At 56.9% G+C, this 25,911-nt stretch carries 17 protein-coding genes and 3 tRNA genes; 14 read left to right on the top strand and 6 right to left on the bottom strand.

Going from position 1 to position 25,911, the window contains the following annotated elements:
• Positions 1-34: 34 nt before the first annotated feature.
• Positions 35-751 (bottom strand): TerC family protein, encoded by a 717-nt coding sequence (locus LQ945_RS08610; protein ID WP_262241012.1) that lies wholly within the window; start codon positions 749-751, stop codon positions 35-37.
• 95 nt (positions 752-846) lie between these two features.
• Positions 847-1,533, bottom strand: coding sequence for a DNA mismatch repair endonuclease MutH (gene mutH / locus LQ945_RS08605; protein ID WP_044553173.1), 687 nt, complete (start codon positions 1,531-1,533; stop codon positions 847-849).
• A 696-nt stretch (positions 1,534-2,229) separates the two neighbouring features.
• Between mutH and rppH the strand changes: the two genes are divergently transcribed.
• From rppH to recD, 12 genes are all read left to right on the top strand, one after another.
• Positions 2,230-2,757: an RNA pyrophosphohydrolase gene (rppH, locus tag LQ945_RS08600; protein WP_012146527.1), complete on the top strand. Its 528-nt coding sequence runs from the start codon at positions 2,230-2,232 to the stop codon at positions 2,755-2,757.
• Positions 2,758-2,769: 12 nt separating this feature from the next.
• The gene (gene ptsP, locus LQ945_RS08595; RefSeq protein WP_044553172.1) at positions 2,770-5,016 is read left to right on the top strand and encodes a phosphoenolpyruvate--protein phosphotransferase; all 2,247 of its coding nucleotides are present in this window, start codon (positions 2,770-2,772) and stop codon (positions 5,014-5,016) included.
• A gap of 190 nt (positions 5,017-5,206) precedes the next feature.
• A complete protein-coding gene (lgt, locus tag LQ945_RS08590; RefSeq protein WP_262241013.1) occupies positions 5,207-6,079 on the top strand; it encodes a prolipoprotein diacylglyceryl transferase in 873 nt (290 codons plus the stop codon).
• Positions 6,080-6,086: 7 nt separating this feature from the next.
• Positions 6,087-6,881: a thymidylate synthase gene (thyA, locus tag LQ945_RS08585; RefSeq protein ID WP_044553168.1), complete on the top strand. Its 795-nt coding sequence runs from the start codon at positions 6,087-6,089 to the stop codon at positions 6,879-6,881.
• A gap of 189 nt (positions 6,882-7,070) precedes the next feature.
• Complete coding sequence (locus tag LQ945_RS08580; protein WP_269935638.1) at positions 7,071-7,577, top strand: prepilin peptidase-dependent protein; 507 nt, start codon at positions 7,071-7,073, stop codon at positions 7,575-7,577.
• A complete protein-coding gene (locus LQ945_RS08575; RefSeq protein ID WP_270102691.1) occupies positions 7,565-8,143 on the top strand; it encodes a prepilin peptidase-dependent protein in 579 nt (192 codons plus the stop codon). The genes LQ945_RS08580 and LQ945_RS08575 overlap by 13 nt, the downstream gene beginning before the upstream one ends.
• On the top strand, positions 8,140-8,586 hold the full coding sequence (locus LQ945_RS08570) for a YgdB family protein (protein WP_270102690.1): 447 nt from the start codon (positions 8,140-8,142) through the stop codon (positions 8,584-8,586). The genes LQ945_RS08575 and LQ945_RS08570 overlap by 4 nt, the downstream gene beginning before the upstream one ends.
• Positions 8,576-8,950: a prepilin-type N-terminal cleavage/methylation domain-containing protein gene (locus LQ945_RS08565; protein WP_270102689.1), complete on the top strand. Its 375-nt coding sequence runs from the start codon at positions 8,576-8,578 to the stop codon at positions 8,948-8,950. Before LQ945_RS08570 ends, LQ945_RS08565 begins: the two co-directional genes overlap by 11 nt.
• 33 nt (positions 8,951-8,983) lie before the next feature.
• Positions 8,984-12,355 carry an exodeoxyribonuclease V subunit gamma gene (gene recC / locus LQ945_RS08560; RefSeq protein WP_270102688.1) on the top strand — a complete coding sequence of 1,124 codons (3,372 nt, stop codon included), beginning with the start codon at positions 8,984-8,986 and terminating at the stop codon, positions 12,353-12,355.
• Positions 12,356-12,544: 189 nt separating this feature from the next.
• Positions 12,545-15,433, top strand: coding sequence for a pitrilysin (gene ptrA, locus LQ945_RS08555; protein ID WP_270102971.1), 2,889 nt, complete (start codon positions 12,545-12,547; stop codon positions 15,431-15,433).
• On the top strand, positions 15,430-18,981 hold the full coding sequence (gene recB, locus LQ945_RS08550; protein WP_269935633.1) for an exodeoxyribonuclease V subunit beta: 3,552 nt from the start codon (positions 15,430-15,432) through the stop codon (positions 18,979-18,981). The genes ptrA and recB overlap by 4 nt, the downstream gene beginning before the upstream one ends.
• Positions 18,978-20,828, top strand: coding sequence for an exodeoxyribonuclease V subunit alpha (recD, locus tag LQ945_RS08545; RefSeq protein ID WP_270102687.1), 1,851 nt, complete (start codon positions 18,978-18,980; stop codon positions 20,826-20,828). Before recB ends, recD begins: the two co-directional genes overlap by 4 nt.
• A gap of 44 nt (positions 20,829-20,872) precedes the next feature.
• Here recD and argA read toward each other — a convergent pair whose 3' ends face one another.
• Positions 20,873-22,198, bottom strand: coding sequence for an amino-acid N-acetyltransferase (gene argA, locus LQ945_RS08540; RefSeq protein WP_262241020.1), 1,326 nt, complete (start codon positions 22,196-22,198; stop codon positions 20,873-20,875).
• Positions 22,199-22,438: 240 nt separating this feature from the next.
• Between argA and amiC the strand changes: the two genes are divergently transcribed.
• Together amiC and LQ945_RS08530 are read left to right on the top strand one after the other, a co-directional pair.
• Positions 22,439-23,695 carry an N-acetylmuramoyl-L-alanine amidase AmiC gene (amiC, locus tag LQ945_RS08535; RefSeq protein ID WP_269935631.1) on the top strand — a complete coding sequence of 419 codons (1,257 nt, stop codon included), beginning with the start codon at positions 22,439-22,441 and terminating at the stop codon, positions 23,693-23,695.
• A gap of 381 nt (positions 23,696-24,076) precedes the next feature.
• Positions 24,077-25,414 carry an MFS transporter gene (locus tag LQ945_RS08530; protein ID WP_270102686.1) on the top strand — a complete coding sequence of 446 codons (1,338 nt, stop codon included), beginning with the start codon at positions 24,077-24,079 and terminating at the stop codon, positions 25,412-25,414.
• A gap of 127 nt (positions 25,415-25,541) precedes the next feature.
• Here LQ945_RS08530 and LQ945_RS08525 read toward each other — a convergent pair.
• The 3 genes from LQ945_RS08525 to LQ945_RS08515 form a co-directional block, all read right to left on the bottom strand.
• Positions 25,542-25,618: transfer RNA gene (locus LQ945_RS08525), tRNA-Met, on the bottom strand.
• A 64-nt stretch (positions 25,619-25,682) separates the two neighbouring features.
• A tRNA-Met gene (locus LQ945_RS08520) sits at positions 25,683-25,759 on the bottom strand.
• A gap of 66 nt (positions 25,760-25,825) precedes the next feature.
• Positions 25,826-25,902, bottom strand: a tRNA-Met gene (locus LQ945_RS08515).
• Positions 25,903-25,911: the final 9 nt, after the last annotated feature.

Raw genomic sequence — 25,911 nt, 5'->3', positions numbered from 1 at the left:
ACGGGAGCGGCTTACGCTCGCTCCCGTTGGGGGATTACTCAGAGGCGGGTTTTTTCTTGCTGCGCATCAGGTTGAGCGCTTCTACCGACATCGAGAAGAACATCGCAAAGTAGATGTAGCCTTTAGGTACATGCACCTGGAAGCTTTCCAGCATCAGGGTGAAGCCCACCAGGATCAAGAATGCCAGCGCCAGCATTTTCACCGAAGGATGACGGTTAACAAACTCGCCAATCGGTCGGGCGGCGAACATCATGACGCCCACGGCAATCACTACTGCTGCCATCATGATAAACAGATGATCGGACAGGCCTACCGCGGTGATCACCGAATCCAGGCTGAAAATGATATCCAGCAGCATGATCTGCACGATGGCACCGAAGAAGCCGTGCACTTTAGTGTGGTGCTCTTCGTCCGACCCTTCGATAGTTTCATGGATCTCTTTACTGGCTTTCCAAATCAGGAACAGCCCACCCAGCAGCAGGATCAGATCGCGAGCCGAAACGCTGTGGTCCATAACGCTAAACAGCGGATGGGTCAGACGGATCACCCAGGCAATAGAGGCCAACAGCCCCAGGCGCATTAACATTGCGCCGGCCAACCCGATGCGACGCGCCTTGTTCTGCTGGGCTTTCGGCAGTTTAGACACCACCAGGGAAAGGAAAATAATGTTATCAATACCCAGAATGATCTCAAGAATGGTCAGCGTACCTAACGCTAACCAGGCATTGGGATCCATAATCCATTCGAACATTGCCAAGCCACACCTTAATAAAAAGCAAAGGCTGAATTATACGCGTTTATTGATACGGCGACACTGTTAGCTAAACACAGCCTAAACAAAAGCGATCAGATTAAGAAATGTCTTGCCAGCAGCGCGGCGGTGAAGCTTTTTTTCAGATAGAAACCGCGCGGCAAAGTGAGGATAGGCTGGCCCTGCTCGCCGATGGCTTCGGTCAGGGCTTTGCTGTTGGCCGCCTTGGGGCGCAGTTGCAGCACTTCGCCGTGCCGTGCGGTGATCCGTTCTACGTGGCCGAGCACGATCAAATCCATCAGCTCTTCCCAGTCGCGGCGCAGCATCTCTTCTTCTTCCGCATTGGGGCTCCATAATAGCGGCGAGCCTATGCGCCGCTGCGCCAGCGGGATTTGCCGCTCGCCTTCCACCGGGATCCACAGCACCCGCGCCAGCTTGTGGCGTACGTGGCTGCTGGCCCAGGTGACGCCGCTGTTGCCGGTCAAGGGGGCTACGCAGACGAAAGTGGTTTCCAGCGGCTTGCCGGCGGCGTCTATCGGGATGGTTTTCAGCTCGATGCCCAATTCGGGGAAATCCTGTTCCGGCTTGCTGCCGGCCATGGCGCCAAGATACTGCTCCAGCAGCATGCCAACCCATCCTTTATCCCGCTTCAGATCGTTGGGAATAGGCAACTGCGCACGTGTCGCCAGTTCTCCCAGCTGACAGCCGGCAAGCTGCTGCGCCCGTTCAAAAAGCTGCTGTTCATTTTCGGGAGGGGGGGGCAGAGGAGATAAAAACGCCATAATGCGAGCCTGTTAGATTTGGTTGAAAAACGTACTGTATTTGTACGCAGCGAACCTGGGTGGGCAAGGTCTGGGGAAAAGAATAATAGTAGCATGATTTTCCATGACTTTTTTTCCGCTACAAGACCGGGGAAAAATTCAGGGCGACGCTTGTGCACCTGAAGCCACCGACAATAAACAGGATCTTACACCTATTTATCCACAGATTTATGGGATAACCCAAATTTTTACCGATCACTGGTTCGATTTACAGCCTTGACGCAGGGGGTTTTTTGCGAAATTGTCCGTTTTGTGCGTAACTCATACGGATAATCTGTGGATAAAAACGACGTTGGTGGATCTTTCGCCAGGGTAAGATCCTAAACGGATATAGATCACATTTTTGCTCTGTATAGGGTTGTTGATAAATAACTAACTTAATGTTTTTAATGGTGTAATTTTGTTTTTGTTTTTATGGCGATTTTGAGTTCACCAGAGTTTTACCGGCTTATCCCTTGAGTTCTACACACACCTATCCACAGAAAAAGTGAATAAAACCGCGTGTAAACGGCTTCACATGTTTATAACTTTGCCATTATCTGTGAGTTATCCCAATGTTATCCGGTCTGCGGTGCCGCAAAGCAGTGGTTTACCGCCTGTAGCTTGTGTGAAACAATCAGGGTATCTATGCGAATTTAAGCTTATCGAGGTAGTCCGGTGATCGATGATGATGGCTACCGCCCGAATGTTGGTATCGTAATCTGTAATCGTCAGGGGCAAGTCCTGTGGGCTCGCCGTTACGGTCAACACTCCTGGCAGTTTCCCCAAGGGGGGATCAACCCTGGTGAAACCGCAGAACAGGCCATGTACCGTGAGCTGTTCGAAGAAGTGGGGCTGAGCAAAAAGGATGTGCGTATCCTGGCCTCAACCCGCAACTGGTTGCGCTATAAATTGCCAAAACGTTTGGTGCGTTGGGACACAAAGCCGGTTTGTATCGGCCAAAAGCAGAAATGGTTTCTGTTGCAGTTAATGTGCAATGACGCTGATATCAATATGCAACGCAGCAGCACGCCGGAGTTTGACGGCTGGCGCTGGGTGAGTTTTTGGTATCCGGTGCGCCAGGTGGTGTCGTTCAAACGCGACGTTTACCGCCGGGTGATGAAAGAATTCGCCGTCACCGTGATGCCGATGCAGGAGCAGGCAGCACAGCGGCAGACCCCCGCTTATCGCCGGAAGAGAGGTTAAGTTAAGCCGACTATGCTCACGCGCTTGCGAGAAATTGTTGAGAAGGTGGCCGCGGCGGCCAGCCTGACAGATGCGCTGGATCTTTTGGTTAATGAGACCTGTCTGGCAATGGATACGGAAGTCTGTTCCATCTATCTGGCAGACAATGACCGCCGCTGTTACTACCTGATGGCGACACGCGGGTTAAAAAAACCGCGTGGGCGCACTATCGCACTGGCCTTTGATGAAGGCATCGTCGGCCTGGTTGGGCGCCGTGCGGAGCCGATCAACCTGGCGGACGCGCAGAGCCACCCCAGCTTCAAATATATCCCCCAGGTGAAGGAGGATCGGTTCCGATCCTTCCTCGGTGTGCCGATCATTCATCGCCGCCAACTGCTGGGCGTATTGGTGGTTCAGCAGCGTGAGCTGCGCCAGTTCGACGAAAGCGAAGAGTCTTTTATGGTGACGCTGGCCACGCAAATGGCTGGTATCCTTTCCCAATCGCAGCTTAACGCTCTTTTTGGCCAGTATCGTCAGACGCGCATTCGTGCGCTGGCGGCATCGCCAGGCGTTGCGGTGGCTGAAGGTTGGCAAGACAGCAGCCAGCCGTCACTCGATCAGGTTTACAAGGCCTCAACGCTCGATACCGCCAGTGAGCGCGAACGCCTGACCCAGGCGCTGGAAGAAGCCGGGGCGGAGTTCCGCCGTTTCAGCAAGCGCTTTGCCGCCAGTTCGCAAAAAGAGAGCGCGGCGATTTTCGATCTTTACTCTCACCTGTTGAATGACGCCCGTCTCAAGCGCGAACTCTTCGCCGAGATCGATGCCGGCTCGGTAGCCGAATGGGCGGTGAAACAGGTGATCGAAGTCTTTGCCGCCCAGTTCGCCAGCCTGCAAGACACCTACATGCGCGAGCGCGCCAGCGATTTGCGCGCGCTGGGCCAGCGCCTTTTATTTCACCTCGACGATACCACTCAGGGCGCAACCCAGTGGCCGGCGCGTTTTGTGCTGGTGGCCGATGAACTGACCGCTACCTTGTTGGCCGAAATGCCACAGGAAAGGCTGGTAGGCGTGGTAGTCCGCGACGGTGCCGCCAACTCGCATGCGGCCATTTTGGTGCGGGCGATGGGCGTGCCGACGGTGATGGGGGCCGATATTCAACCCGCATTGCTCAGCCAGCGCCTGCTGATTGTCGATGGCTATCGCGGCGAACTGCTGGTTGATCCGGAACCGGTGCTGGTGCAGGAATACCAGCGGCTGATCAGCGAAGAGCTGGAATTAAGCCGATTGGCGGAAGACGACGTCGAACAGCCGGCTCAGCTCAAAAGCGGCGAGCGAGTGCAGGTGATGCTCAACGCCGGTCTTAGCCCGGAACACGAGCAATTGCTGGGGGGGCGCGTCGATGGCGTCGGCCTCTATCGTACCGAAATTCCTTTTATGCTGCAGAGCGGCTTCCCTTCCGAAGAGGAACAGGTCGCCCAATATCAGGGCATGTTGCAGCTCTATCCGAACAAGCCGGTGACGCTGCGCACGCTGGATATCGGTGCCGATAAGCAACTGCCTTATATGCCCATCAGCGAAGAGAACCCCTGTCTGGGCTGGCGCGGTATCCGCATCACCCTGGATCAGCCGGAAATCTTCCTGATCCAGGTGCGCGCCATGCTGCGTGCCAATGCCGGTACCGGCAACCTGGGCATTTTGCTGCCGATGATCACCAGTCTGGAAGAGATCGACGAGGCCCGACGCCTGATCGACCGCGCCGGGCGGGAAGTGGAAGAGGTGTTGGGGTATGAAATTCCCAAACCCAAACTTGGCGTAATGCTGGAAGTGCCCTCGATGATCTTCCTGATCCCGCATCTGGCCGGGCGGGTGGAATTTATTTCGGTCGGCACCAACGACCTGACCCAGTACCTGTTGGCGGTGGATCGCAACAATACCCGAGTGGCGTCGCTCTACGACAGCCTGCATCCTTCCATGCTGCAGGTGCTCAAGATGATTGTCGTTCAGGCCCAGGCCGTCGGGCTGCCGGTGGGGTTGTGCGGTGAACTGGCCGGCGATCCCATGGGGGCTTTGCTGCTGGTGGGCATGGGCTACCGCAACCTGAGCATGAACGGACGTAGCGTGGCGCGTATCAAGTATCTGCTGCGGCATATTGAGCTTTCCGATGCCGAAGTGCTGGCCCAGCGGGTTCTCAGTGCCCAAATGACCACCGAAGTGCGCCATCAGGTGGCGGCGTTTATGGAGCGGCGCGGCATGGGCGGGTTGATCCGCGGCGGCAAGTAACGCCGCAGGCTGACTGATTTTTTTACAGAACTTTTCCCAGCAGTCCAGTCCGGAGACGCTTAAGCTTATGCTATTATCCGCCTCCTCACTGTGTTGAAAGCAACGGAAAAAGTGCTCCTGCTGCGTTTCACCGCGTTTGGCACCTGCCGCCCCCGGATGGGGAAGAATAATAGACATGTTGTGGTGATAGATGACCAATAGCTATCTGGCGTTTCCTAAATTTGATCCGGTGATTTTCTCTATCGGCCCGGTCTCTCTGCATTGGTACGGTCTGATGTACCTGGTTGGCTTCGTTTTTGCCATGTGGCTGGCGGTGCGCCGCGCCAACAAACCGGGTAGCGGCTGGACCAAGGATGAAGTAGAGAACCTGCTGTATGCCGGTTTCCTCGGTGTGTTCGTCGGTGGCCGCGTTGGCTATGTGTTGTTCTACAACCTGCCGCTGTTCCTGGATAACCCGCTCTATCTGTTCAAAGTCTGGGATGGCGGTATGTCGTTCCACGGCGGCCTGATGGGGGTTATTCTGGTGATGTTCTGGTTCGCTCGCCGTACCAAACGCACCTTCTTCCAGGTTTCTGATTTTATTGCCCCGCTGATCCCCTTCGGCCTGGGCGCCGGCCGCTTGGGCAACTTTATCAACGGCGAACTCTGGGGCCGTGTTACCACCGATACCCCATGGGCGATGCTGTTCCCAAGTTCGCGAGCGGAAGACGTAGCGCTTGCCGCCGCCGATCCGCAGCTGCTGCCGATCCTGAATCAATACGGCGTGCTGCCACGCCACCCGTCCCAGCTGTATGAACTGCTGCTTGAAGGCGTGGTGCTGTTTATCATTCTGAACCTGTTTATTCGCAAACCGCGGCCGATGGGTGCCGTCTCCGGCCTGTTCCTGATTGGTTATGGCATCTTCCGCATTATCGTCGAAGCTTTCCGCCAGCCGGATGCCCAGCTCGGCCTGTTCGACGGCGTAATCAGCATGGGGCAGATCCTGTCCGTCCCTATGGTGGTGGCCGGTATTATTATGATGATTTGGGCGTATCGTCGTCGCCCGCAGCAACAACTGTCGTGAGGAACAAATGAAACAGTATCTGGATTTGATGAACAAAGTGCTCGCCGAGGGCACCCCTAAAGCCGACCGTACCGGCACTGGCACGCTGTCGATTTTCGGCCACCAGATGCGTTTCAATTTGCAGGAAGGCTTCCCGTTGGTGACCACCAAAAAATGTCACCTGCGTTCTATCATCCATGAACTGTTGTGGTTCCTGAACGGTGACACCAACGTGGCTTACCTGAAGGAAAACAAGGTCAGCATCTGGGACGAGTGGGCCGACGAGAACGGCGACCTTGGCCCGGTGTACGGCAAACAGTGGCGTGCCTGGGGAGCCGCAGACGGCCGTCAGATCGACCAGTTGACCACGGTGCTGAACCAACTGAAACAGGATCCGGATTCACGCCGCATCATAGTCTCGGCCTGGAACGTGGGTGAGTTGGATCAGATGGCGCTGGCACCATGCCATGCGTTCTTCCAGTTCTATGTAGCGGACGGCAAATTGTCATGCCAACTGTACCAGCGTTCGTGCGATGTGTTCCTCGGCCTGCCGTTCAACATTGCCAGCTACGCGCTGTTGGTGCATATGATGGCGCAGCAATGCGATCTGGAAGTGGGTGATTTCGTCTGGACCGGCGGCGATACCCACCTGTACAGCAACCATATGGAACAAACCCAGCTGCAGCTGACGCGTGAACCGCGTGCCTTGCCGAAGCTGGTGATCAAACGCAAACCGGCATCGCTGTTCGATTACCGTTTCGAAGATTTTGAAATCGAAGGGTACGATCCGCACCCTCCAATCAAGGCACCGGTTGCCATCTGACTTTTCCCGCATAGGTTATCCCCGAGGGCGCACAGGTTGCGCCCTTATCTTTTCCTGCCGTTCCTTCTCTGCGCACTGCATCGCATTTTGTTGTGCTTGTTCATCTGTTGCATAGAAAGCCTGCGCGGTGCGCTTCAGGGCCGAAAAGTCCCCCTTTATCTTGTTACGCGCCTGATTACACTGGCCGCCATGAACAACGAGATGAATTTTAACCCCGATGGCCAGCGCGGCATGACGCTGATAGAACTGCTGGTGGTGATTACCCTGGCGGGTCTGCTGACGGGCTGGGGCGTCAGCCACTGGCGTCATTATCAGCAGGCTTTGCGGTTGGAACACACCGCACAACAACTGTTGGCTTTTCTCAACCGGTTGCAGGCTGATGCCAATTGGCACAACCGCACGGCGCTGCTGGGGATTAAACCCGGAACGGCCTGGTGTATCGGCGAAGGTCAAAGGCCTGCAAATTGCGCTGCACTCGACGATGACATCTTCAAGCCGCACTACCCTGATGTGCGGCTGGCGGGCCATACCCAAAAAGAGATGGGGTTTTATGGCCTGCGCAATAACGCGCAGGCGGGGCATATGGTGCTCAGCAACGGTGCAGGCAGCCTGAGATTGGTGCTGTCTGCCAAGGGGCGGCTGCGGCTGTGCAGTGAAGGGATGAGCATAAGGGGGATTGCGCTATGTCAGCCTTAGAGCGGGGTTTTACGCTGCCGGAGGTCATGCTGGCATTAACCTTTGGCAGCCTGATTACGCTTGCTGCTGCCAAAACCTATCCGGTGTTGCGCCAGCACAGTGTCGATGTCGGCAGGCACTACCGGCTGGAATCGGTATTGCGGCAGTTGGCCTTTGGCATTGAGAAAGATCTGCGTCGAGCCGGTTTCTGCGCCGGGCAGTGCCGTGGGCAACCGATACTGATTAGCCACCTTCCCGGAGAAGCGGCGGGCAGTTGCGTGATAGTCGCCTATGACATCAGCCGTAATGGTCGTTGGGAGGATTTCGGCGCTGATGCCGACTATTTCGGTTATCGCCTGCGTCAGGGAATGTTGGAAGGGCAGCGGGGTGTGAACCATTGCCGGGGCGGTGGCTGGGAACGTTTGCTCGATAACGATGAAGTGCGCATCGAAGCCTTCAGCATTGAAACGCATCTGGACGACAGCGGTAAAACCTGGGCTGCGCTGGCGCTGAGTGGCCGTTCGAAAGCGGACGACGGCATACGTCGCAGCCTGGTCTGGGCGGTCAATATGGCCTCGCTGCCATGAGCGCCGGCGCAGAGCGGGGCGGCAGTACTCTGGCGGCCGTGATGATGCTGTTGGTGATGGGGCTGATGCTGTTGAATGCCCAGCACCGGCAACTGGATAGCGCTTTGCTGCTGGCGACCGACGAGAAGCGCTATTTACGGGCTTACAATCAGGCCGCTTCGGCGCTCAGCTGGGGTGTGGCCCAGACCTGGCCTCGCGGGCAATTGAGCGTCAGTGGCTGGTGGTGCCGGCAAGCTGATGCGCTACGCGCCTGTGCAAAATTATCCTCCCAGGCGGACATTGTTCTGGTGCGTGGTGAAGCACCGATGAATGGCGCAGAGCCTTTGCGGTTATATCAACGGACCAAACCTGAGGGCGCAGCCGGAGAGATTGCGCTCAGGGCAGAAACCGGCGGATGGCTGGATTTTTGCCCTGAAAAAAAGCAGGCGGACTGTGAGGATTAACCCAACTGATGCCTCTGACGCGACCTTATGGCGTCAGCGGGGCTTCAGTTTGCCGGAGGTCCTGATTGCCGCGTTGCTGTTCGCGGTGTCGCTGCTGGGGTTGTTACAGTATCATCAGGTGCTGTTGCAGTCGTTCCAGCGTCAGTGGCAGTATCGACAGGCGTGGTCGTTGGCGCATCAGCATCTGGAAGTGTTCGCCGCTACCGGGCGTACGGATGCCGGGCTACCGCCATTGGCAGCCGGCTGGCGGCGTGAGACCGGCTTGAGCAGCCCACAGACTGCCTGCCAGCGGTTAGTGGTAAGAATACAAACGCCCCAACGGCAGTGGGCGGAACTCAGTCGTTGGTACTGCATGCGCCAGTGATCCGGCACATATTTTGTTTTAAGGGAGCGCCCAATGTTTAAGGTTTATCACTCCAATCAGTTGGACGTGTTAAAAACGCTGACCAGCATTTTGATAGCCAGAGAGCCATTGGCCGATCCTTTCCAACAGGAGGTGGTGCTGGTGCAGAGCCCCGGTATGGCGCAGTGGTTGCAGATGCAGCTGGCGGAGCAGTTCGGCATCGCCGCCAACATCGCTTTCCCCCTGCCGGCTACCTTCATCTGGGACATGTTTACCCGGGTGTTACCGGGCATCCCGAAAGAGAGCGCCTTCAGTAAAGACGCCATGACCTGGAAGCTGATGTGGCTGCTGCCCGATTTACTCACCCAGCCCGAATTTGCGCCACTGCAGCATTACCTCACCGACGACGGCGACAAACGTAAAATTCATCAGCTGGCCGGTCGGGTGGCTGACCTGTTTGACCAATACCTGGTGTATCGCCCGCAATGGCTGGAAAGCTGGCAGAAGGGCGAACGCGTTGAGGGACTGGCGGAAGCGCAGCAATGGCAGGCTCCGCTGTGGGCGCGCCTGGTAGAGTACACCGCGGAATTGGGGCAGCCGGAATGGCATCGTGCCAACCTGTATCGCCGTTTTATCAACGAGCTGGAAAAGGCGCAGCAGCCCCCGGCAGGATTGCCGCCACGGGTCTTTATCTGCGGCATTTCGGCATTGCCGCCGGTCTATCTGGAAGCCCTCCAGGCGCTGGGCAGGCACATTGATGTTCACCTGATGTTCACTAACCCGTGCCGCTACTACTGGGGAGATATTCAGAGCCAATCATTCCTGGCGAAATTGCAGAGCCGCAAACGACGCCATTATCAGGATCAAACCGAATATGCGTTATTCAAAGATCCTGATAATGCCGCCGCACTGTTTAATGAAGCCGGAGAGCAAGACCTGCCGAACCCGCTGTTGGCCTCATGGGGCAAGTTGGGACGCGACCACCACTTTTTACTGTCGCAGATCGAATCCGCGCAGGAAGTTTTCGCATTTGTCGATATCCCTGCGGACAACCTGCTGCATGGCATTCAGTACGATATGCTGGAGCTGAAGAACAGTGCGGTTATCGGCACCACGCCGGAAACGCTGGAAAGCAGCGCCACAAAACGACAACTGGATCCTGCCGATCGCTCCATCAGCCTGCACGCTTGCCACAGCCCGCAGCGTGAGGTTGAGGTGCTGCACGATCAGTTATTGAGCATGTTGGCGGACGACCCTGAGCTGACGCCGCGCGATATCATTGTGATGGTGGCGGACATCGACAATTACACACCATATATCCAGGCGGTATTCGGCAATGCTTCCCCGGAACGCTACCTGCCGTTTGCCATTTCAGACCGCAAAGCCAGCCAGGCCCACCCGGCGCTACAGGCGTTTATCTCACTGTTGGATCTGCCCCAGAGCCGTTTTACCTCAGAGCAGGTGCTGGCGCTGCTGGAGGTTCCCGCACTGGCGGCGCGATTCTCCATCCGGGAAGAGGGCTTGCGTCTGTTGCGCCACTGGGTGGGTGAATCCGGCGTACGCTGGGGCCTGGATGACGACAACGTTCGCGAACTGGATTTGCCCGCCACCGGGCAACACACCTGGCAATTTGGCATTACGCGCATGCTGTTGGGCTACGCCATGGACAGCAATGCCGGTGACTGGCAGGGGGTCTTGCCCTACGACGAATCGAGCGGATTGGTCGCCGAGCTGGCTGGGCAGTTAGCTGAGCTGCTGGCGGCGTTGAGCCTCTGGCGGCAACGGCTGGGGCAACTGCGTACCCTGCCGGAATGGCAGCCGCTGTGCCGCCAACTGCTGGAGACCTTCTTTGAGCAGGACGATGAAACCGAAGTGGTCATGGCGCTGATTGAGCAGCAGTGGAACAAGCTGTTCGAGTTCGGATTGGCGGCCCGTTATCCCGATGAGGTGCCGCTGTCCATCCTGCGAGATGAACTGGCGTCGCGCCTCGATCAGGAGCGGATCAGCCAGCGTTTCCTCGCCGGGCAAATCAATTTCTGTACCCTGATGCCCATGCGTTCTATCCCGTTCAAGGTGGTTTGCCTGCTGGGCATGAATGACGGTGTTTATCCGCGTACGTTGCCGCCGTTAGGCTTTGATCTGATGGCGCAGCAGGTCAAGCGCGGCGATCGTAGCCGCCGTGACGATGACCGCTATCTGTTCCTGGAGGCGATACTGTCGGCGCAGCAGCGGCTGTATATCAGCTTTATTGGCCGTTCCATTCAGGATAACAGCGAGCGTTATCCCTCGGTGCTGGTGACCGAACTGCTGGAATACCTTGAACAGAGCTACTGCCTGCCGGGGGATGAGGCGTTGGACGCGGATGGCAGCGCGCAACGGGTGGGTGAGCACTTGCTCAACTGGCACTCGCGCATGCCGTTTGCCGCCGAGAACTTCCTGCCCGGAACCGAAGATCAGAGCTACGCCGCGGAATGGCTGCCGGCCGCCGACGGAAAAGGGGCTGCTCATCCGCCGTTCAATCAGCCACTGCTGCCGGAGGCGCAGACCCAAATCTTGCTGGACGACTTGCTGCGATTCTATCGCCACCCTATCCGCGCCTTCTTCCAACTTCGCCTGGGGGTCAGCTTCATTCTGGAAGAAACCGAACTGCCGGATGAAGAGCCCTTTACCCTGGATAATCTCAGTCGTTATCAGTTCAACAGCCAGCTGCTGAACACCCTGATTGACGGTGAAGACGCCACTCGCCTGTTTCAGCGGGTTCGTGCCGCCGGCGGATTACCTTTTGGCCCATTCGGTGAAATTTATTGGCAGAAGCAGCAGGAAGAGATGGCTGAACTGGCTGAGCAGGTGCGGGCAGAGCGCAGTGAGGGGCACAGTCTGGAACTGGATATCGACATTGCCGGCGTGCGCATTAGCGGCTGGTTGCATCAGGTTCAGGAAGATGGACTGTTGCGTTGGCGGCCATCCACCCTGTCGGCCGTCGATGGGATATTGCTGTGGCTGGAGCACCTGGTGTACTGCTGTGCCGGTGGCACAGGGGAAAGCCGTATTTACGGTCGCAAAGGAGCCGCCTGGCGTTTTGCCGCCCTGAGCGCAGAGGATGCCCGCGAACAACTGGCTGAACTGGTGGCCGGTTATCAGCGCGGTCTGTGTCAGCCGTTGCTGTTGCTGAACAAAAGCGGCTGGGCTTGGCTGAGCCAATGTTACCAGCCGGAAACGCAGCAGATTGACTGGGATGAGGACGTGCAAATCAAGGCACGGGCCAAGTTGCTGCAGGCCTGGCAGGGCGATCAGCGCATTCGGGGAGAAGGTGAAGACCCTTATGTGCAGCGGGTATTCCGGCAGTTGGATAATACTTATTTAGCGCAAATTCTGGCCGAAACAGAACGTTACCTGCTGCCGGTTGCGCGGCATAACCTTGGGTAACAATCCCCCGGTGGTACTGATTGCCGGGAGGTGGTAAAAATATTTAGGGTTATATTCAACTATCGGGGTCAGCTCCGGTCTTACATAACGTACAAGCATATAGATATTATTGTGTTGTGTTGTTTTGATGTACGCCGTCAACGTCAGGGATTTGGCGCGATGGCGTCAGAATAGGGGTTTATTTTGGATATGCGCAGACAGTTGGCCCGCATCACCGGGTTAGTATTATTGGTTATGTTTTGGGCACCGTTGAGCTGGGCCGCACAGGGATGGCAACCGCTGGCGGAGAAGATCAACAAAAGCGATCACGATCCGCGACAGTATCAGGCGATCAAGTTGACGAACGGCATGACCGTGCTGCTGGTGTCCGACGCCCAGGCACCAAAATCGCTGGCGGCGCTGGCGCTGCCGGTGGGCTCGCTGGAGGATCCGAACAGCCAGCTTGGGCTGGCGCACTACCTGGAGCACATGGTGCTGATGGGATCCAAGCGCTATCCGCAGCCGGAAAACCTGTCCGAGTTTCTGAAGAAACACGGTGGCAGCCATAACGCCAGCACCGCCTCTTACCGCACCGCATTCTATCTGGAAGTGGAAAACGATGCGCTGGCCCCGGCGGTAGACCGCATGGCGGATGCTATCGCCGAGCCGATATTGGATCCAGGCAATGCCGATCGCGAACGCAATGCAGTGAATGCCGAACTGACGATGGCGCGTTCACGGGACGGTATGCGCATGGCGCAGGTCGGGGCGGAAACGCTGAACCCGGCTCACCCAAGCGCGCGCTTCTCCGGCGGTAACCTCGATACTCTGAAAGACAAGCCCGGTAGCAAGCTGCACGACGAGCTAACGGCATTCTATCAACGCTATTATTCCGCCAATCTGATGATGGGGGTGTTGTACAGTAACCAACCCTTGCCGGCATTGGCTGAACTGGCGGCCAAAACCTTTGGCCGCGTGCCTAACCATGATGCCAGCGTACCGCCGATAACCGTTCCGGCCGTCACGCCTGAGCAGCAGGGGATCATTATTCACTATGTGCCGGCCCAGCCGCGCAAGCAGTTGAAGGTCGAGTTCCGCATCGACAACAACAGCGCTGAGTTCCGCAGTAAAACTGACACCTATATCGGTTACCTGATTGGCAACCGCAGCCAAAACACGCTGTCGGACTGGCTGCAGAAACAAGGGCTGGCGGATGCAATCAATGCCGGGGCCGATCCTATGGTGGATCGCAACGGCGGGGTGTTTTCGATCAGCGTTTCGCTGACCGATAAAGGCCTGGCCAAACGTGACGAGGTGGTCGCGGCTATCTTCAACTACCTGAAAATGTTGCGCAGCGAAGGCATCAAGCAGAGCTACTTTGATGAGATCTCCCACGTACTGAACCTGGATTTCCGCTATCCCTCGATCACCCGTGATATGGACTATATCGAATGGCTGGTGGATACCATGCTGCGAGTGCCGGTCGAACATACGCTGGATGCGCCTTACCTGGCCGATCGCTATGACGCCAAAGCGATTGCCGAGCGTCTGGACGCCATGACGCCGCAAAATGCGCGTATCTGGTTTGTCAGCCCGAATGAGCCCCACAACAAAACGGCTTACTTCGTCAATGCGCCTTATCAGGTCGATAAGATCACGCCGCAGCGTTTCGAGCAGTGGCAGCAATTGGGCAAGGGGATCAGCCTGTCGTTGCCGGCCTTGAACCCGTATATTCCAGATGATTTCAGCCTGACCAAGCCTTCGCACGAATTCAAAAAACCGGAGATGGTGGTCGATCAATCGGGCCTGCGCGTGTTGTATATGCCGAGCCGCTACTTTGCCGACGAGCCTAAAGCCGACGTTACAGTGGCATTCCGCAATGCAAAAACCATGGACTCGGCGCGCAACCAGGTGCTGTTCTCGTTGACCGACTATCTGGCGGGAATTTCGCTGGATCAGCTGAGCTATCAGGCCTCGGTGGGCGGACTTAGTTTCTCTACTTCACCGAACAACGGTCTGCAATTCAACGCCAACGGCTTCACTCAGCGTCTGCCGCAGTTGCTGACGTCGTTGATTGAGGGGTACTCCAGCTTCACGCCGACGGAAGACCAACTGGCACAGGCCAAATCCTGGTATTTGGAGCAACTGGATTCTGCCGAGAAGGGCAAAGCTTTCGAATTGGCGATTCAGCCGGTGCAGATGGTTTCCCGCGTGCCGTACTCCGAACGCAGCGAGCGCCGTGAGGTGCTGAAAACCCTGACGCTGAAAGACGTGCTGGCCTACCGCGACAACCTGTTGGCGGAAGCGACGCCGGAATTGCTGGTGGTGGGCAATATGAGCAAGCAACAGGTGGACACGCTGGCCTCCACGTTGAAACACCGTCTGGGGTGCACCGGCATTGAATGGTGGCACGGCGAAGACGTTGAAGTGGCTAAAAAACAGCTGGCCAACCTGCAGCGTGCCGGCAGCAGCACCGACTCGGCGCTGGCAGCGGTCTATGTGCCGACCGGCTATGACGAAGTGACCGGCATGGCCTACAGCTCGCTGTTGGGGCAGATTATTCAGCCGTGGTTCTACAGCCAACTGCGTACCCAGGAGCAATTGGGCTATGCGGTATTTGCTTTCCCGATGTCCGTAGGGCGGCAGTGGGGGATTGGTTTCCTGTTGCAAAGCAACAGCAAGCAGCCGGCATATCTGTACCAGCGCTATCAGGATTTCTACCCGAAAACCGAAAAACGCCTGCGTGAGATGAAACCGGCCGACTTCGAACAGTACAAGCAGGCGATTATCAACGAGTTGAAACAGCGCCCGCAAACCCTGAGTGAAGAGGCTGGTCGTTTTGCCAATGACTTCGATCGCGGCAATTTCGCGTTTGATACCCGTCATAAGCTGATTGAGCAGATCAAACAGCTGACGCCGGTCAAATTGGCGGACTATTTCCATCAGGCGGTGATCCAGCCTCAGGGCCTGGCGGTGTTGTCGCAGGTGAGCGGCAGCGGCCAGGAGAAGGCCGATTATGCCGTGCAGCCGGACTGGGTGACTTATCCTAATGCGTCCGCACTGCAGCAAACTCTGCCGCGTAAGGTCGCGACACCATGACGGAAACGGCCCCGCAGCGGCTTGACCCGCTAACGTTGCCGCTGTTTGGCGAACGGTTGATAGAAGCCTCGGCGGGGACCGGCAAGACCTTTACCATTGGGGCGCTGTATCTGCGCCTGCTGCTTGGTCTGGGCCAGGCGGCGGCTTTTTCCCGGCCGTTGACGGTAGAGGAGATCCTGGTGGTGACCTTTACCGAGGCCGCCACCGAGGAGTTGCGTGGGCGTATTCGCAGCAATATCCATGGGTTGCGTATTGCCTGCGTCCGTGGCCGCAGCAAGGATCCGTTATTTACCTCGCTGATGGCGGAGATTAAAGATCTGCCCGACGCCGCTGCGCAGCTGTTGGCGGCCGAGCGGCAGATGGACGAAGCGGCGATATACACCATTCACGGTTTTTGTCAGCGTATGCTGACCCACAACGCCTTCGAGTCAGGCATTCTGTTTGAGCAAACGCTGGTGCAGGATGAGTTGCCGCTGCGTCGCCAGGCCTGTGCGGATTTTTGGCGTCGCCATTGTTACCCGTTGCCGCTGGGCGTGGCCCGGGCGGTAAGCCAGGAATGGAGCGGCCCGGAAGCACTGCTGGCCGATCTCTCCGGTTATTTGCATGGCGAAGCGCCGCTGTTGCGACGACCGCCGAAAGAGGACGAAACGGTGCTGATGCGCCATGAGCAAATCGTGGCGCGTATTGACGCCATTAAAGCTCAGTGGGGGGCGACAGCCGGCGATCTGGAAGCGTTAATCAGCCAGTCCGGCGTTGACAAGCGTAGCTACAGCAGCAAGCACCTGCCCAACTGGCTGCATAAGGTCGGCGAATGGGTCGCGCTGGAAACGCAGGATTACCAGCTACCGAAAGAGCTCGACAAGTTCCGCCAGTCGGTGCTGTTGGATAAAACTAAAAAAGGCGAGCCGCCGCGTCATCCGTTGTTTGTGGCAATCGACGAACTCTTTGATGAGCCGCTGACGCTGCGTGATTTGATTATGGCGCGGGCATTGAGCGAGATACGCCTCTCCATTCAGCAAGAAAAACGCCAAAGGGCTGAACTCGGCTTTGACGATCTGTTAAGCCGTCTGGACACGGCACTGCACAGTGAAGGCGGCGATCGCTTAGCGCAGGCGATCCGTCAGCGTTATCCGGTGGCGATGATCGATGAATTCCAGGATACCGATCCGCAGCAATACCGCATCTTCCAAAAGCTTTACGTTGGCCGACCCGAATGCGGCCTGCTGCTGATCGGCGATCCGAAACAGGCGATTTATGCCTTCCGTGGCGCCGATATCTTTACCTATATGCGAGCCCGTTCAGAGGTAAGCGCCCACTATACGCTTGAGACCAACTGGCGCTCGTCACCGGCAATGGTCGGCAGCGTTAACCATCTGTTTGCTCAGGTGGAAAAACCCTTCCTGTTCAGCCAAATTCCCTTTATTGACGTGGCCGCCGCCGCAAAAAACCGGGGCTTGGCTTTTGAACTGCAAAACCAACCGCAACCGGCAATGCAATTCTGGCTGCAACAGGGAGAAGGGGTTGGCGTTAGTGAGTACCAACAATTGATGGCGCGCCTGTGCGCTACGCAAATCCGTGACTGGCTAAGCGCCGGGCAACAGCAGCAGGCTTGGCTGGTGGATGGTGATAAACGCCGGGCGGTGCAGGCTTCAGACATTACCGTGCTGGTGCGTAGCCGTAACGAGGCGGCGTTAGTTCGCGATGCGCTCAGTGCGCTGGCCATTCCTTCGGTTTACTTGTCCAACCGCGACAGCGTGTTTGATACGCCAGAGGCCAAGGATTTGCTGTGGTTGCTGCAGGCCGTGTTGGCACCGGAGCAGGAGCGCACCTTGCGCAGCGCCATGGCGACCGGGCTGATGGGATTGGACGCATTGGCGCTGGACAGTTTGAATCAGGATGAGCGCGCATGGGATAAGCTGGTCAACGAGTTTGACGACTACCGCACCCTCTGGCTGCGCCGGGGAGTATTGCCGATGTTGCGCGAGGTGATGAAGCAGCGCCATCTGGCAGAAAACCTGTTGGCCACGCAGGGTGGCGAGCGTCGATTGACCGACGTGATGCATTTGGGGGAACTGCTGCAGGAAGCCTCAGCACAGCTCGACAGCGAGCATGCGCTGGTCCGTTGGCTGGCGCAGCAGATTGCCCAACCCAATCGTCAGTCTGACAACCAACAGTTACGCCTGGAAAGCGATCGCCATCTGGTGCAGGTGATCACCATCCATAAATCCAAAGGGCTGGAATTTGATCTGGTGTGGCTGCCGTTCGTCGGTAATTTCCGCCAACAGCAGCAGGTGCTGTATCACGATCGCCAGAGCTTCCAGGCTTTGCTTGACCTCAACGCCGATGAAGAAAGTATCGAATGGGCGGAGGAGGAGCGGCTGGCGGAGGATTTACGCCTGTTGTACGTGGCATTGACCCGTTCGGTGTATCACTGCAGCATCGGTATTGCGCCGCTGATCCAAGGCACCCGCAAGAAGCAGGGGGATACCGATTTACACCGCAGTGCGCTGGGTTATCTGGTGCAAGCCGGCCAGGCCGGCGATGCGGCCTATCTGCAGCAATGCCTGCAACAGCTTGTCGGGGAAGGCGTTGCGCTGTCACTGGTCGACACGCTGGATGAACAACCCTGGTTGCCGCAAACGTCGGAATTGAGCGAGCTGGCCGCCAAAGGTTTTTCACGTCAGGTGCAGGATTTTTGGCGAGTGACCAGCTATACCGGCTTGCAACAGCACGGCGCAGGCCTGATGCAGGATTTATTGCCGCGGCTGGATGTTGATGCCGCAGGCGAGCAAGCTCAGGACAGTGAGCCAGCACTCACACCCCACACTTTCCCTCGCGGTGCTACCCCGGGGACTTTCTTGCACAGCCTGTTTGAAACGCTCGATTTTACCCAACCGCTTGACGAGCAGTGGCTGCTGGAGCAACTGCAACAGCAAGGCTTTGCCGAACATTGGCAACCGATACTGCTGGCGTGGATGCAGGTGTTGCTCAACACCCCGCTCAATGATGCCGGTGTCGTGCTGTCGGCTCTGGCGCCGCAGCAAAAGCAGGCCGAACTGCAGTTCTATCTGCCGATCGACAGGCTGTTGCAGGCCCGTGAGCTGGATGCGCTGGTGAAAAACCACGATCCGCTTTCTGCTCGCTGCCCGGCACTGGATTTCCAACAGGTGCAGGGAATGTTGAAAGGGTTTATTGACCTGGTGTTCTGCTGGCAGGGGAAGTACTACCTGCTGGATTACAAATCCAACTGGTTGGGGGAGGACAGCAGTGCCTATACCCGGCCGGCGATGGAGCAGGCGATGGCAGAACACCGTTACGATCTGCAGTATCAGTTATATACCCTGGCGCTGCACCGTTATCTGCGTCATCGGCTGGTGGACTACGACTATCAACGGCACTTCGGCGGGGTGATTTATTTGTTCCTGCGCGGGGTGGATGCGCAGCATCCAGGCAACGGTATCTTCGCCTGTCGGCCAGAGCAAGCGTTAGTCGAAGGCATGGACAGGTTGTTCAGCGGCGAGGCCATTACGGCGGAGGATGAGCCATGATAGCTTTACTGGAACAGGCGCAGGGACTCGGCGTGCTGCGCCCGCTGGATTTACAGTTTGCCCGCGTGGTGGCGGCAGCGGACCAGCCGGATATTTTGTTGGCGGCTGCTTGCCTCAGCGCCGAGGCGGGTGCCGGCCATGTTTGCCTGATGCTGGAACAGTTGTTGCCTGAGAATCTTTTTGACGGACGTCAGCCAGAGCTGGCGCAGGCCGTGTGGTTGGCGGCAGGGCAACCCAATCTGACCGAATGGCAGCAGCGGCTGTCTGCCAGCGCGGCGATTGGCGATGGCAGCACGGCGATGCCGATGGTGTTGCAACAGCAGCGTTTATACCTGCAGCGCATGTGGCAGAACGAAGGCGAGGTGGCCGAATTTATCAGCGGTGACAGCCTCCATCAACCGGTTGAAGAAGCCGAGCTCCGCACCATTCTCGATCAATTATTTGGCGAAGCGAGCGACGAACCGGACTGGCAGAAAATTGCCGCCGCAGTGGCCGCCACGCGGCGCATTGCCGTCATTTCCGGCGGACCGGGCACCGGTAAAACCACCACCGTGGCCAAGCTGTTGGCCGCGCTGGTGCAGCTTGCCGAAGGCCGACGTTTGCGCATTCAGTTGGCGGCACCTACCGGTAAAGCGGCGGCCCGCCTGACCGAATCCTTAGGCAGCGCCGGCAGGCAACTGGCGCTAACGCCTGAGCAACGTGCGCTGTTCCCGACGGAAGCCTCCACGCTTCACCGCCTGTTAGGCGCTCAGCCCAACAGCCAGCGTATGCGTTATCACCGTGGCAACCCGCTGCATCTGGATGTGCTGGTGGTCGATGAAGCCTCGATGGTTGACCTGCCGATGATGGCGCGCCTGATTGCCGCTTTGCCTGCTAAGGCGCGGGTGATTTTCCTGGGCGATCGCGATCAGCTGGCTTCGGTTGAGGCTGGCGCGGTGCTGGGCGATATCTGCCGCTTTGCCGAGCAAGGTTATAGCGTGGCACGGGCGGAGCAGCTCTCGCGGCTGACCGGCTGTCTGCTGCAGGGACAAAGTGCCGAGGCCGAAGCGGCCGTGCGCGACAGTTTGTGCCTGCTGCGCAAGAGCTATCGCTTTGATGCCAACTCGGGCATTGGTCAACTGGCTTTTGCGGTAAATGCCGGAGATGGCAAGAAAGCGGCCTGGGCGCTGGGTGGCAACTTCAGCGACGTTACGGGGTATCCGTTGGCGGAAACGCAAGACTATCAGGCGCTATTGGATGCTTGCGTGGCGGGCTATCGTGATTATCTGCGGCAGGTGGCGACGGGTGCCGATGCGGTGACGATACTGGCGGCGTTTGGCCAATTCCAGGTGCTGTGCGCGCTACGAGAGGGGCCATTCGGTATTGCCGGGCTAAATGAGCGGATTGAAACGGGGCTGCAACGCGCCGGTCTGATCCAGCGTAAGCCAGGAACCGCGGGGCGTTGGTATCCGGGGCGTCCGGTGATGATTGGGCGTAATGACAGCGCGCTGGGGTTATTCAACGGTGATATTGGTATTGCTTTGCGAGATGAGAGCGGCGAGCTGCGCGTTCATTTCCAACTGCCGGACGGCAGCATTAAGTCGGTGCAGCCGAGCCGTTTACCGGCGCATGAAACCGCCTATGCGATGACGGTGCATAAATCGCAGGGCTCAGAGTTCGATCATACGGTACTGGTACTTCCCAATCACTTTTTGCCGGTGCTCACCCGCGAACTGGTGTATACCGCGATCACCCGGGCCCGGAAACAGCTTTCGCTGTATGCCACCGAAGCCGTTTTGCTACGGGCGATCCGCACCCCGACCCAACGGCGCAGTGGTTTGGCAGAGCGGTTGCAGATAACGACGTAAGGGACAAAAATGGGGCGCAGTTCATCTGCTGCGCCCGCCAGGGTTTACAGATCGGCCAGCAGAATTTTGGAACGGCGTTGGTAGTTGTACAGCGCCTGTTTTTGCATTGGCAGTACGTCAACTTCCGCCGGGGTGAAACCGCGCTCCTGGAACCAGTGGATGCTGCGCGTGGTCAGCACGAACAGTTTACGCAGGCCCATCTGGCGCGCCTGACTCTCCACCCGCTGCAGCAACATTTCACCGCGTGATGAGCTGCGGTAATCCGGGTGTACCGCTACGCAGGCCATTTCGCCGATTTTCTCTTCCGGGAACGGATACAGCGCCGCGCAGGCGATGGTCAGGTTATCGCGTTCAATAATGGTGAACTTGTCGATCTCCATTTCCAACTGCTCACGCGAGCGGCGAACCAAAATGCCTTGCTGTTCAAGCGGACGGATCAGTTCGAGGATGCCGCCGATGTCGTTAATCGTGGCCCGGCGCACCTGTTCCGCGCTTTCCATGACGATCTGGGTGCCGATACCATCGCGTGAGAACAACTCTTGCACCAGCGCGCCGTCTTCCTGATAGCTGATCAGGTGGCTGCGGCGTACGCCGCTGCGGCAGGCCTTTACCGCGCCGCGCAGGAAGCGCACGGTGCCGGAATGGTAATCGCCGCTCTCTTCCAGCTCTTCGATGCGTTTTTGTGCATCGTTGGGAAACAGTTCGGAGATGATATTGCCTTCCTGATTGGTGACCCCCTGCGACGAGCAGAAGCCGATCATCTTCTCGGCTTTCAGCTTGATCGCCAACTGCGTCGCCACTTCCTCTGACGTCAGGTTAAAGCTTTCGCCGGTAACGGAAACGGCGACCGGGCCTATCAGCACGATGGCGTTGCTGTCGAGCTGACGATGAATGGCCTCTTCATCGATACGGCGGATACGGCCGCTGTGGCAGTAGTCCACGCCGTCATCGATACCCAGCGGTTGGGCAATGATAAAGTTACCGCTGACCACGTTGATGTGCGCACCCTGCAGCGGTGTGTTGTTGAGGCTCATCGATAACCGGGCGGTAATGTCCAGTTGCAACAGGCCAGCCGCCTGCTTCACCAACTCTAGCGTGTGGGCGTCGGTGACGCGGGTATGCTTGTGGTAAATCGGTTCGTAATTATGCTGCGCCAGATTGACGTCGATCTGCGGCCGCGCGCCATAGACCACCACCAAACGAATGCCCAGGCTATGCAGCAGCCCGATATCGTTGACGATGTTGGAAAAGTTCTCATGTTCTATGGCTTCCCCGCCAAGCATGACGACAAACGTCTTGCCACGGTGGGCGTTGATATAGGGAACTGAGTGACGGAATCCTTGGACCAGCTCTGTACTACGTTCCTTCACGGCCAAACCTCTTTTGCATATTTATACGATATTTTTGTATTTTTATTCTTTTATTGGCCTGATGGCAAGTGGGAAATTGTCTCTATTTCTTTGCTAAGGGCGCTGAATCGTTAATAAATTGAAAAACCATAAAAAGATTTTCTGATGACAGCGCCGGAATGATTGGTTAAAGTTTTCGGCATTCCCGTTTTACTGGTGTTTTTTTCATCTGTTTTAATCTGTTACCACTGCCGGAGTCGCATGCCAAACTCAAATCACAATCTGGGCCGCCGTCGTTTATTGCAGGGGGTTGCCGCTAGCTGGTTGCTGAGTGTGAGTCGCGTAGGCATCGCTGCTTCGTCGCACGTCATCGCCGTACGTGTCTGGCCTTCTTCTACCTATACCCGAGTGACGCTCGAATCTAACGTTGAACTGAAATACAAACAGTTTGCGTTGACCAACCCCGATCGCGTGGTGGTAGATATCGAGGGCGTGCAGCTCAACAGCGTGCTTAAGGGCATTGTCGGCCAGGTACGCGCCGACGATCCTTACCTCAAACAGGCGCGCGTCGGTCAGTTTGATCAAAACACCGTCAGGCTGGTGCTGGAGCTTAAACGCAGCGTCACGCCACACATGTTTACGTTGGCGCCGGTGCCGGAATACCGCAATCGTCTGGTGATGGACCTGTACCCAAGCAAGGGCGGCAGCGGCGAGGAGTATGATCCGCTGCTGGCGTTACTGGAAGATTACAACAAGGGCGATCTTGAGCGGACTTTGCCGGCGGAAGCGCCGCAGGCCGGCAAGGCAGGGCGCGATCGGCCGATTGTCATCATGCTGGATCCCGGCCATGGCGGCGAGGATCCCGGGGCGATTGGCAAATTCAAAACGCGTGAAAAAGATATCGTACTGCAGATTGCCCGTCGGCTGAGCACCTTAATCAAGCGTGAGCCCAACATGAAGGTGTTTATGACGCGCAACGAGGACGTCTTCATTCCGCTTAAGGTGAGGGTAGCTAAGGCACGCAAGCAGCGTGCCGATCTGTTCGTGTCGATCCATGCCGATGCCTTCACCAACCGTGCCGCGCGCGGTTCGTCGGTATTTGCGCTGTCGACCAAGGGCGCTACCAGCTCGGCGGCCAAGTTCCTGGCACAGACCCAAAACGAATCGGACCAAATCGGCGGCGTCAGCAAAAGCGGCGATCGCTATTTGGATCACACCATGTTTGACCTGATACAAACCGCGACCATCAACGACAGCCTGAAATTCGGCAAGGAAGTGCTTAACCGAATGGGCAAAATTAACCGTTTGCATAAGAATCGTGTCGATCAGGCCGGTTTTGCGGTGTTAAAGGCGCCGGATATCCCCTCTATCCTGGTTGAAACGGCGTTTATCAGCAATATAGAGGAAGAGCGCAAACTGCGTACCACCCATTTTCAGCAGCAGGTGGCGGAATCTATTCTGGCGGGAATCAAGGCGTATTTTGCTAACGGCGGGGCAGTAGCGCGCGGGCAAAAATAAGCTGAGGCGGCAGGAATGAACTGCCGCACTTCCGTTTAAAGGCACTCTCCTGATTCAGGCCAGCCATTAGCGCTGCTTTGCCGGGGCCCTCCTTCTTTGGTTAATCCTGAAACTGGCGCATCCCTTTCCGCCAGTCGCGTTTCTTGTTCACTCACTGGCGGTTATCGATAAAAGCGCCAGTGACCTTTCATTCATATCCTCTGCGAATAGCGAATGAGGTGCCCTTTGGCCGGCAAGGCTGTGGAGCCTCGTTTGTCGTTCTGATCACACTCTAAGACACTGACGTGCCAAATTTGCGTTGAAAATTGACAGAAGATAAAAAATATATTTTATTTAAAAATATATTTTTCAATCTCACAAAGAAAAGGATATCCCGTGTCAATGTCCGCAAACGAAGGAATGCAGAGCATTCAGGAAATGGTAGACAGCACGGGGACGCGTCGCGGCCAAGTGCTTTTGCTGATTATGTGCGCGCTTTGTCTTATGTGCGATGGGTTCGATATCCAGGCCATGGGCTATGCCGCACCGGCCATTCGGGATGCCTGGTCGCTGGAAACAGCAGTGTTGGGGCCGGTGTTCAGCGCCGGATTGGCCGGCATTGCCATCGGTGCCTTTGCTTTGGGTTGGCTTGCCGATCGCATCGGGCGCAGGCCGTCCATCATTTCTGCCACGCTCATTTTTGGCGTATTCACCCTGTGTTCTGCCTTCGCCCAGAATGTTAATCAACTGATGGCGTTCCGTTTCCTTGCGGGTATAGCCTTAGGCGGCGTGATGCCCAACTGCATTGCGTTGGTTGTCGAATACAGCCCTTTACGCCAGCGAGCGACCTATATCACTGCGATAACCTGTTTTTTTGCGATCGGCGGCGGTTTGGGTGGCGTTACCGCGGCTTTGCTGATCCCGCTCGTCGGCTGGCAGGCTATTTTTATTCTCGGGGGGCTTTTGCCGATTATCCTGGCGATTTCTATGTGGGCCTACCTGCCGGAGTCGGCACAATGGATGTTGAGATGCGGAAAGGGAGAAGCGGCAATTCGTTCAACCTTGCGAAAAGTGTTTCCGGAGCAGCAGGCCATGAGTGTCGATCTTTCCAACAGTCATGTTGGCATGCAGCGCGCCAAAGCCACGGTGGTTGATCTCTTTCGAGATAACCGCGCCGTGTTCACCTTGCTGCTTTGGCTGGTGAATTTTATGAATCTTATCGATCTCTATTTTTTGGCAAATTGGCTGCCAACCCTGATCAAGGACGCGGGGCTGTCGCTGGAAATCGCCAATTTGGCCACTGGGGCATTACAGTTTGGCGGGGTTTTAGGCACCCTGGCGCTTGGCCGCCTGATTGACAAATTTGGGGCTTACAGCGTGCTTATCACGGGCTTTTCAATCGCGGCCCTTTCAATAGCCGCGATAGGTTTTGAGCCGCAAAATCTGCTGATGCTGTTCAGCTCGATTTTCGTCACGGGCGTTTTCGTCGTCGGGGGTATGCCGGGGGTAAATGCGCTGGCTGCCGGTGGTTACCCGACATTTTTGCGTTCAACCGGTTTAGGCTGGGGATTGGGTATCGGACGGGGCGCTTCGATGCTCGGGCCTCTGTTGGGCGCTGCGCTGATTGCCCGCCATTGGATGGCATCCGATCTGTTGCTGCTTGCGGCGGTGCCGGCGGTGGTGTCCGCGTTAGCCGTATGGGCGATGTGGCTGCAAAAACGCGAAAGTCATTATGATTGATCGAGGGTGATAACCTGATTTCATTGACGTCAGGGAGAGGGCGTTGTTGGCTGGAGTAAAATCGGGATTGGCGGATTTCAGATACAAAAAAACACCCGTTAAGGTGCTTGTCTGTGGTCATTAAGATTGGTTGCGGAGGCCGGATTTGAACCGACGACCTTCGGGTTATGAGCCCGACGAGCTACCAGGCTGCTCCACCCCGCGTCCGTCTTAATGCTTGTATTATCGTAAACCAACTTTCATAAGATACCGCTGGTACAGTATCGGTTGGTTGCGGGGGCCGGATTTGAACCGACGACCTTCGGGTTATGAGCCCGACGAGCTACCAGGCTGCTCCACCCCGCGTCCGTATAATACCTTTTTTTTCATCGAATCCAACCTTTTACTTGATACTGCTGTTGCAGTATCGGTTGGTTGCGGAGGCCGGATTTGAACCGACGACCTTCGGGTTATGAGCCCGACGAGCTACCAGGCTGCTCCACCCCGCGTCCGATGGA

This window comes from Serratia liquefaciens (assembly GCF_027594825.1).
In the GTDB taxonomy this organism is placed as follows: domain Bacteria; phylum Pseudomonadota; class Gammaproteobacteria; order Enterobacterales; family Enterobacteriaceae; genus Serratia; species Serratia liquefaciens_A.
Note: the sequence above shows the minus strand (reverse complement) of the source record. Positions and strands in the feature narration are given on the sequence as shown.

Bases quoted from the DNA above. Each gene is read 5' to 3' on its own strand.
- LQ945_RS08610 (WP_262241012.1), bottom strand. From the start codon at position 751: ATGTTCGAATGGATTATGGATCCCAATGCCTGGTTAGCGTTAGGTACG.
- mutH (WP_044553173.1), bottom strand. From the start codon at position 1,533: ATGGCGTTTTTATCTCCTCTGCCCCCCCCTCCCGAAAATGAACAGCAG.
- ptsP (WP_044553172.1), top strand. From the start codon at position 2,770: ATGCTCACGCGCTTGCGAGAAATTGTTGAGAAGGTGGCCGCGGCGGCC.
- lgt (WP_262241013.1), top strand. From the start codon at position 5,207: ATGACCAATAGCTATCTGGCGTTTCCTAAATTTGATCCGGTGATTTTC.
- thyA (WP_044553168.1), top strand. From the start codon at position 6,087: ATGAAACAGTATCTGGATTTGATGAACAAAGTGCTCGCCGAGGGCACC.
- LQ945_RS08580 (WP_269935638.1), top strand. From the start codon at position 7,071: ATGAACAACGAGATGAATTTTAACCCCGATGGCCAGCGCGGCATGACG.
- LQ945_RS08575 (WP_270102691.1), top strand. From the start codon at position 7,565: ATGTCAGCCTTAGAGCGGGGTTTTACGCTGCCGGAGGTCATGCTGGCA.
- LQ945_RS08570 (WP_270102690.1), top strand. From the start codon at position 8,140: ATGAGCGCCGGCGCAGAGCGGGGCGGCAGTACTCTGGCGGCCGTGATG.
- recC (WP_270102688.1), top strand. From the start codon at position 8,984: ATGTTTAAGGTTTATCACTCCAATCAGTTGGACGTGTTAAAAACGCTG.
- ptrA (WP_270102971.1), top strand. From the start codon at position 12,545: ATGCGCAGACAGTTGGCCCGCATCACCGGGTTAGTATTATTGGTTATG.
- recB (WP_269935633.1), top strand. From the start codon at position 15,430: ATGACGGAAACGGCCCCGCAGCGGCTTGACCCGCTAACGTTGCCGCTG.
- recD (WP_270102687.1), top strand. From the start codon at position 18,978: ATGATAGCTTTACTGGAACAGGCGCAGGGACTCGGCGTGCTGCGCCCG.
- amiC (WP_269935631.1), top strand. From the start codon at position 22,439: ATGCCAAACTCAAATCACAATCTGGGCCGCCGTCGTTTATTGCAGGGG.
- LQ945_RS08530 (WP_270102686.1), top strand. From the start codon at position 24,077: ATGTCCGCAAACGAAGGAATGCAGAGCATTCAGGAAATGGTAGACAGC.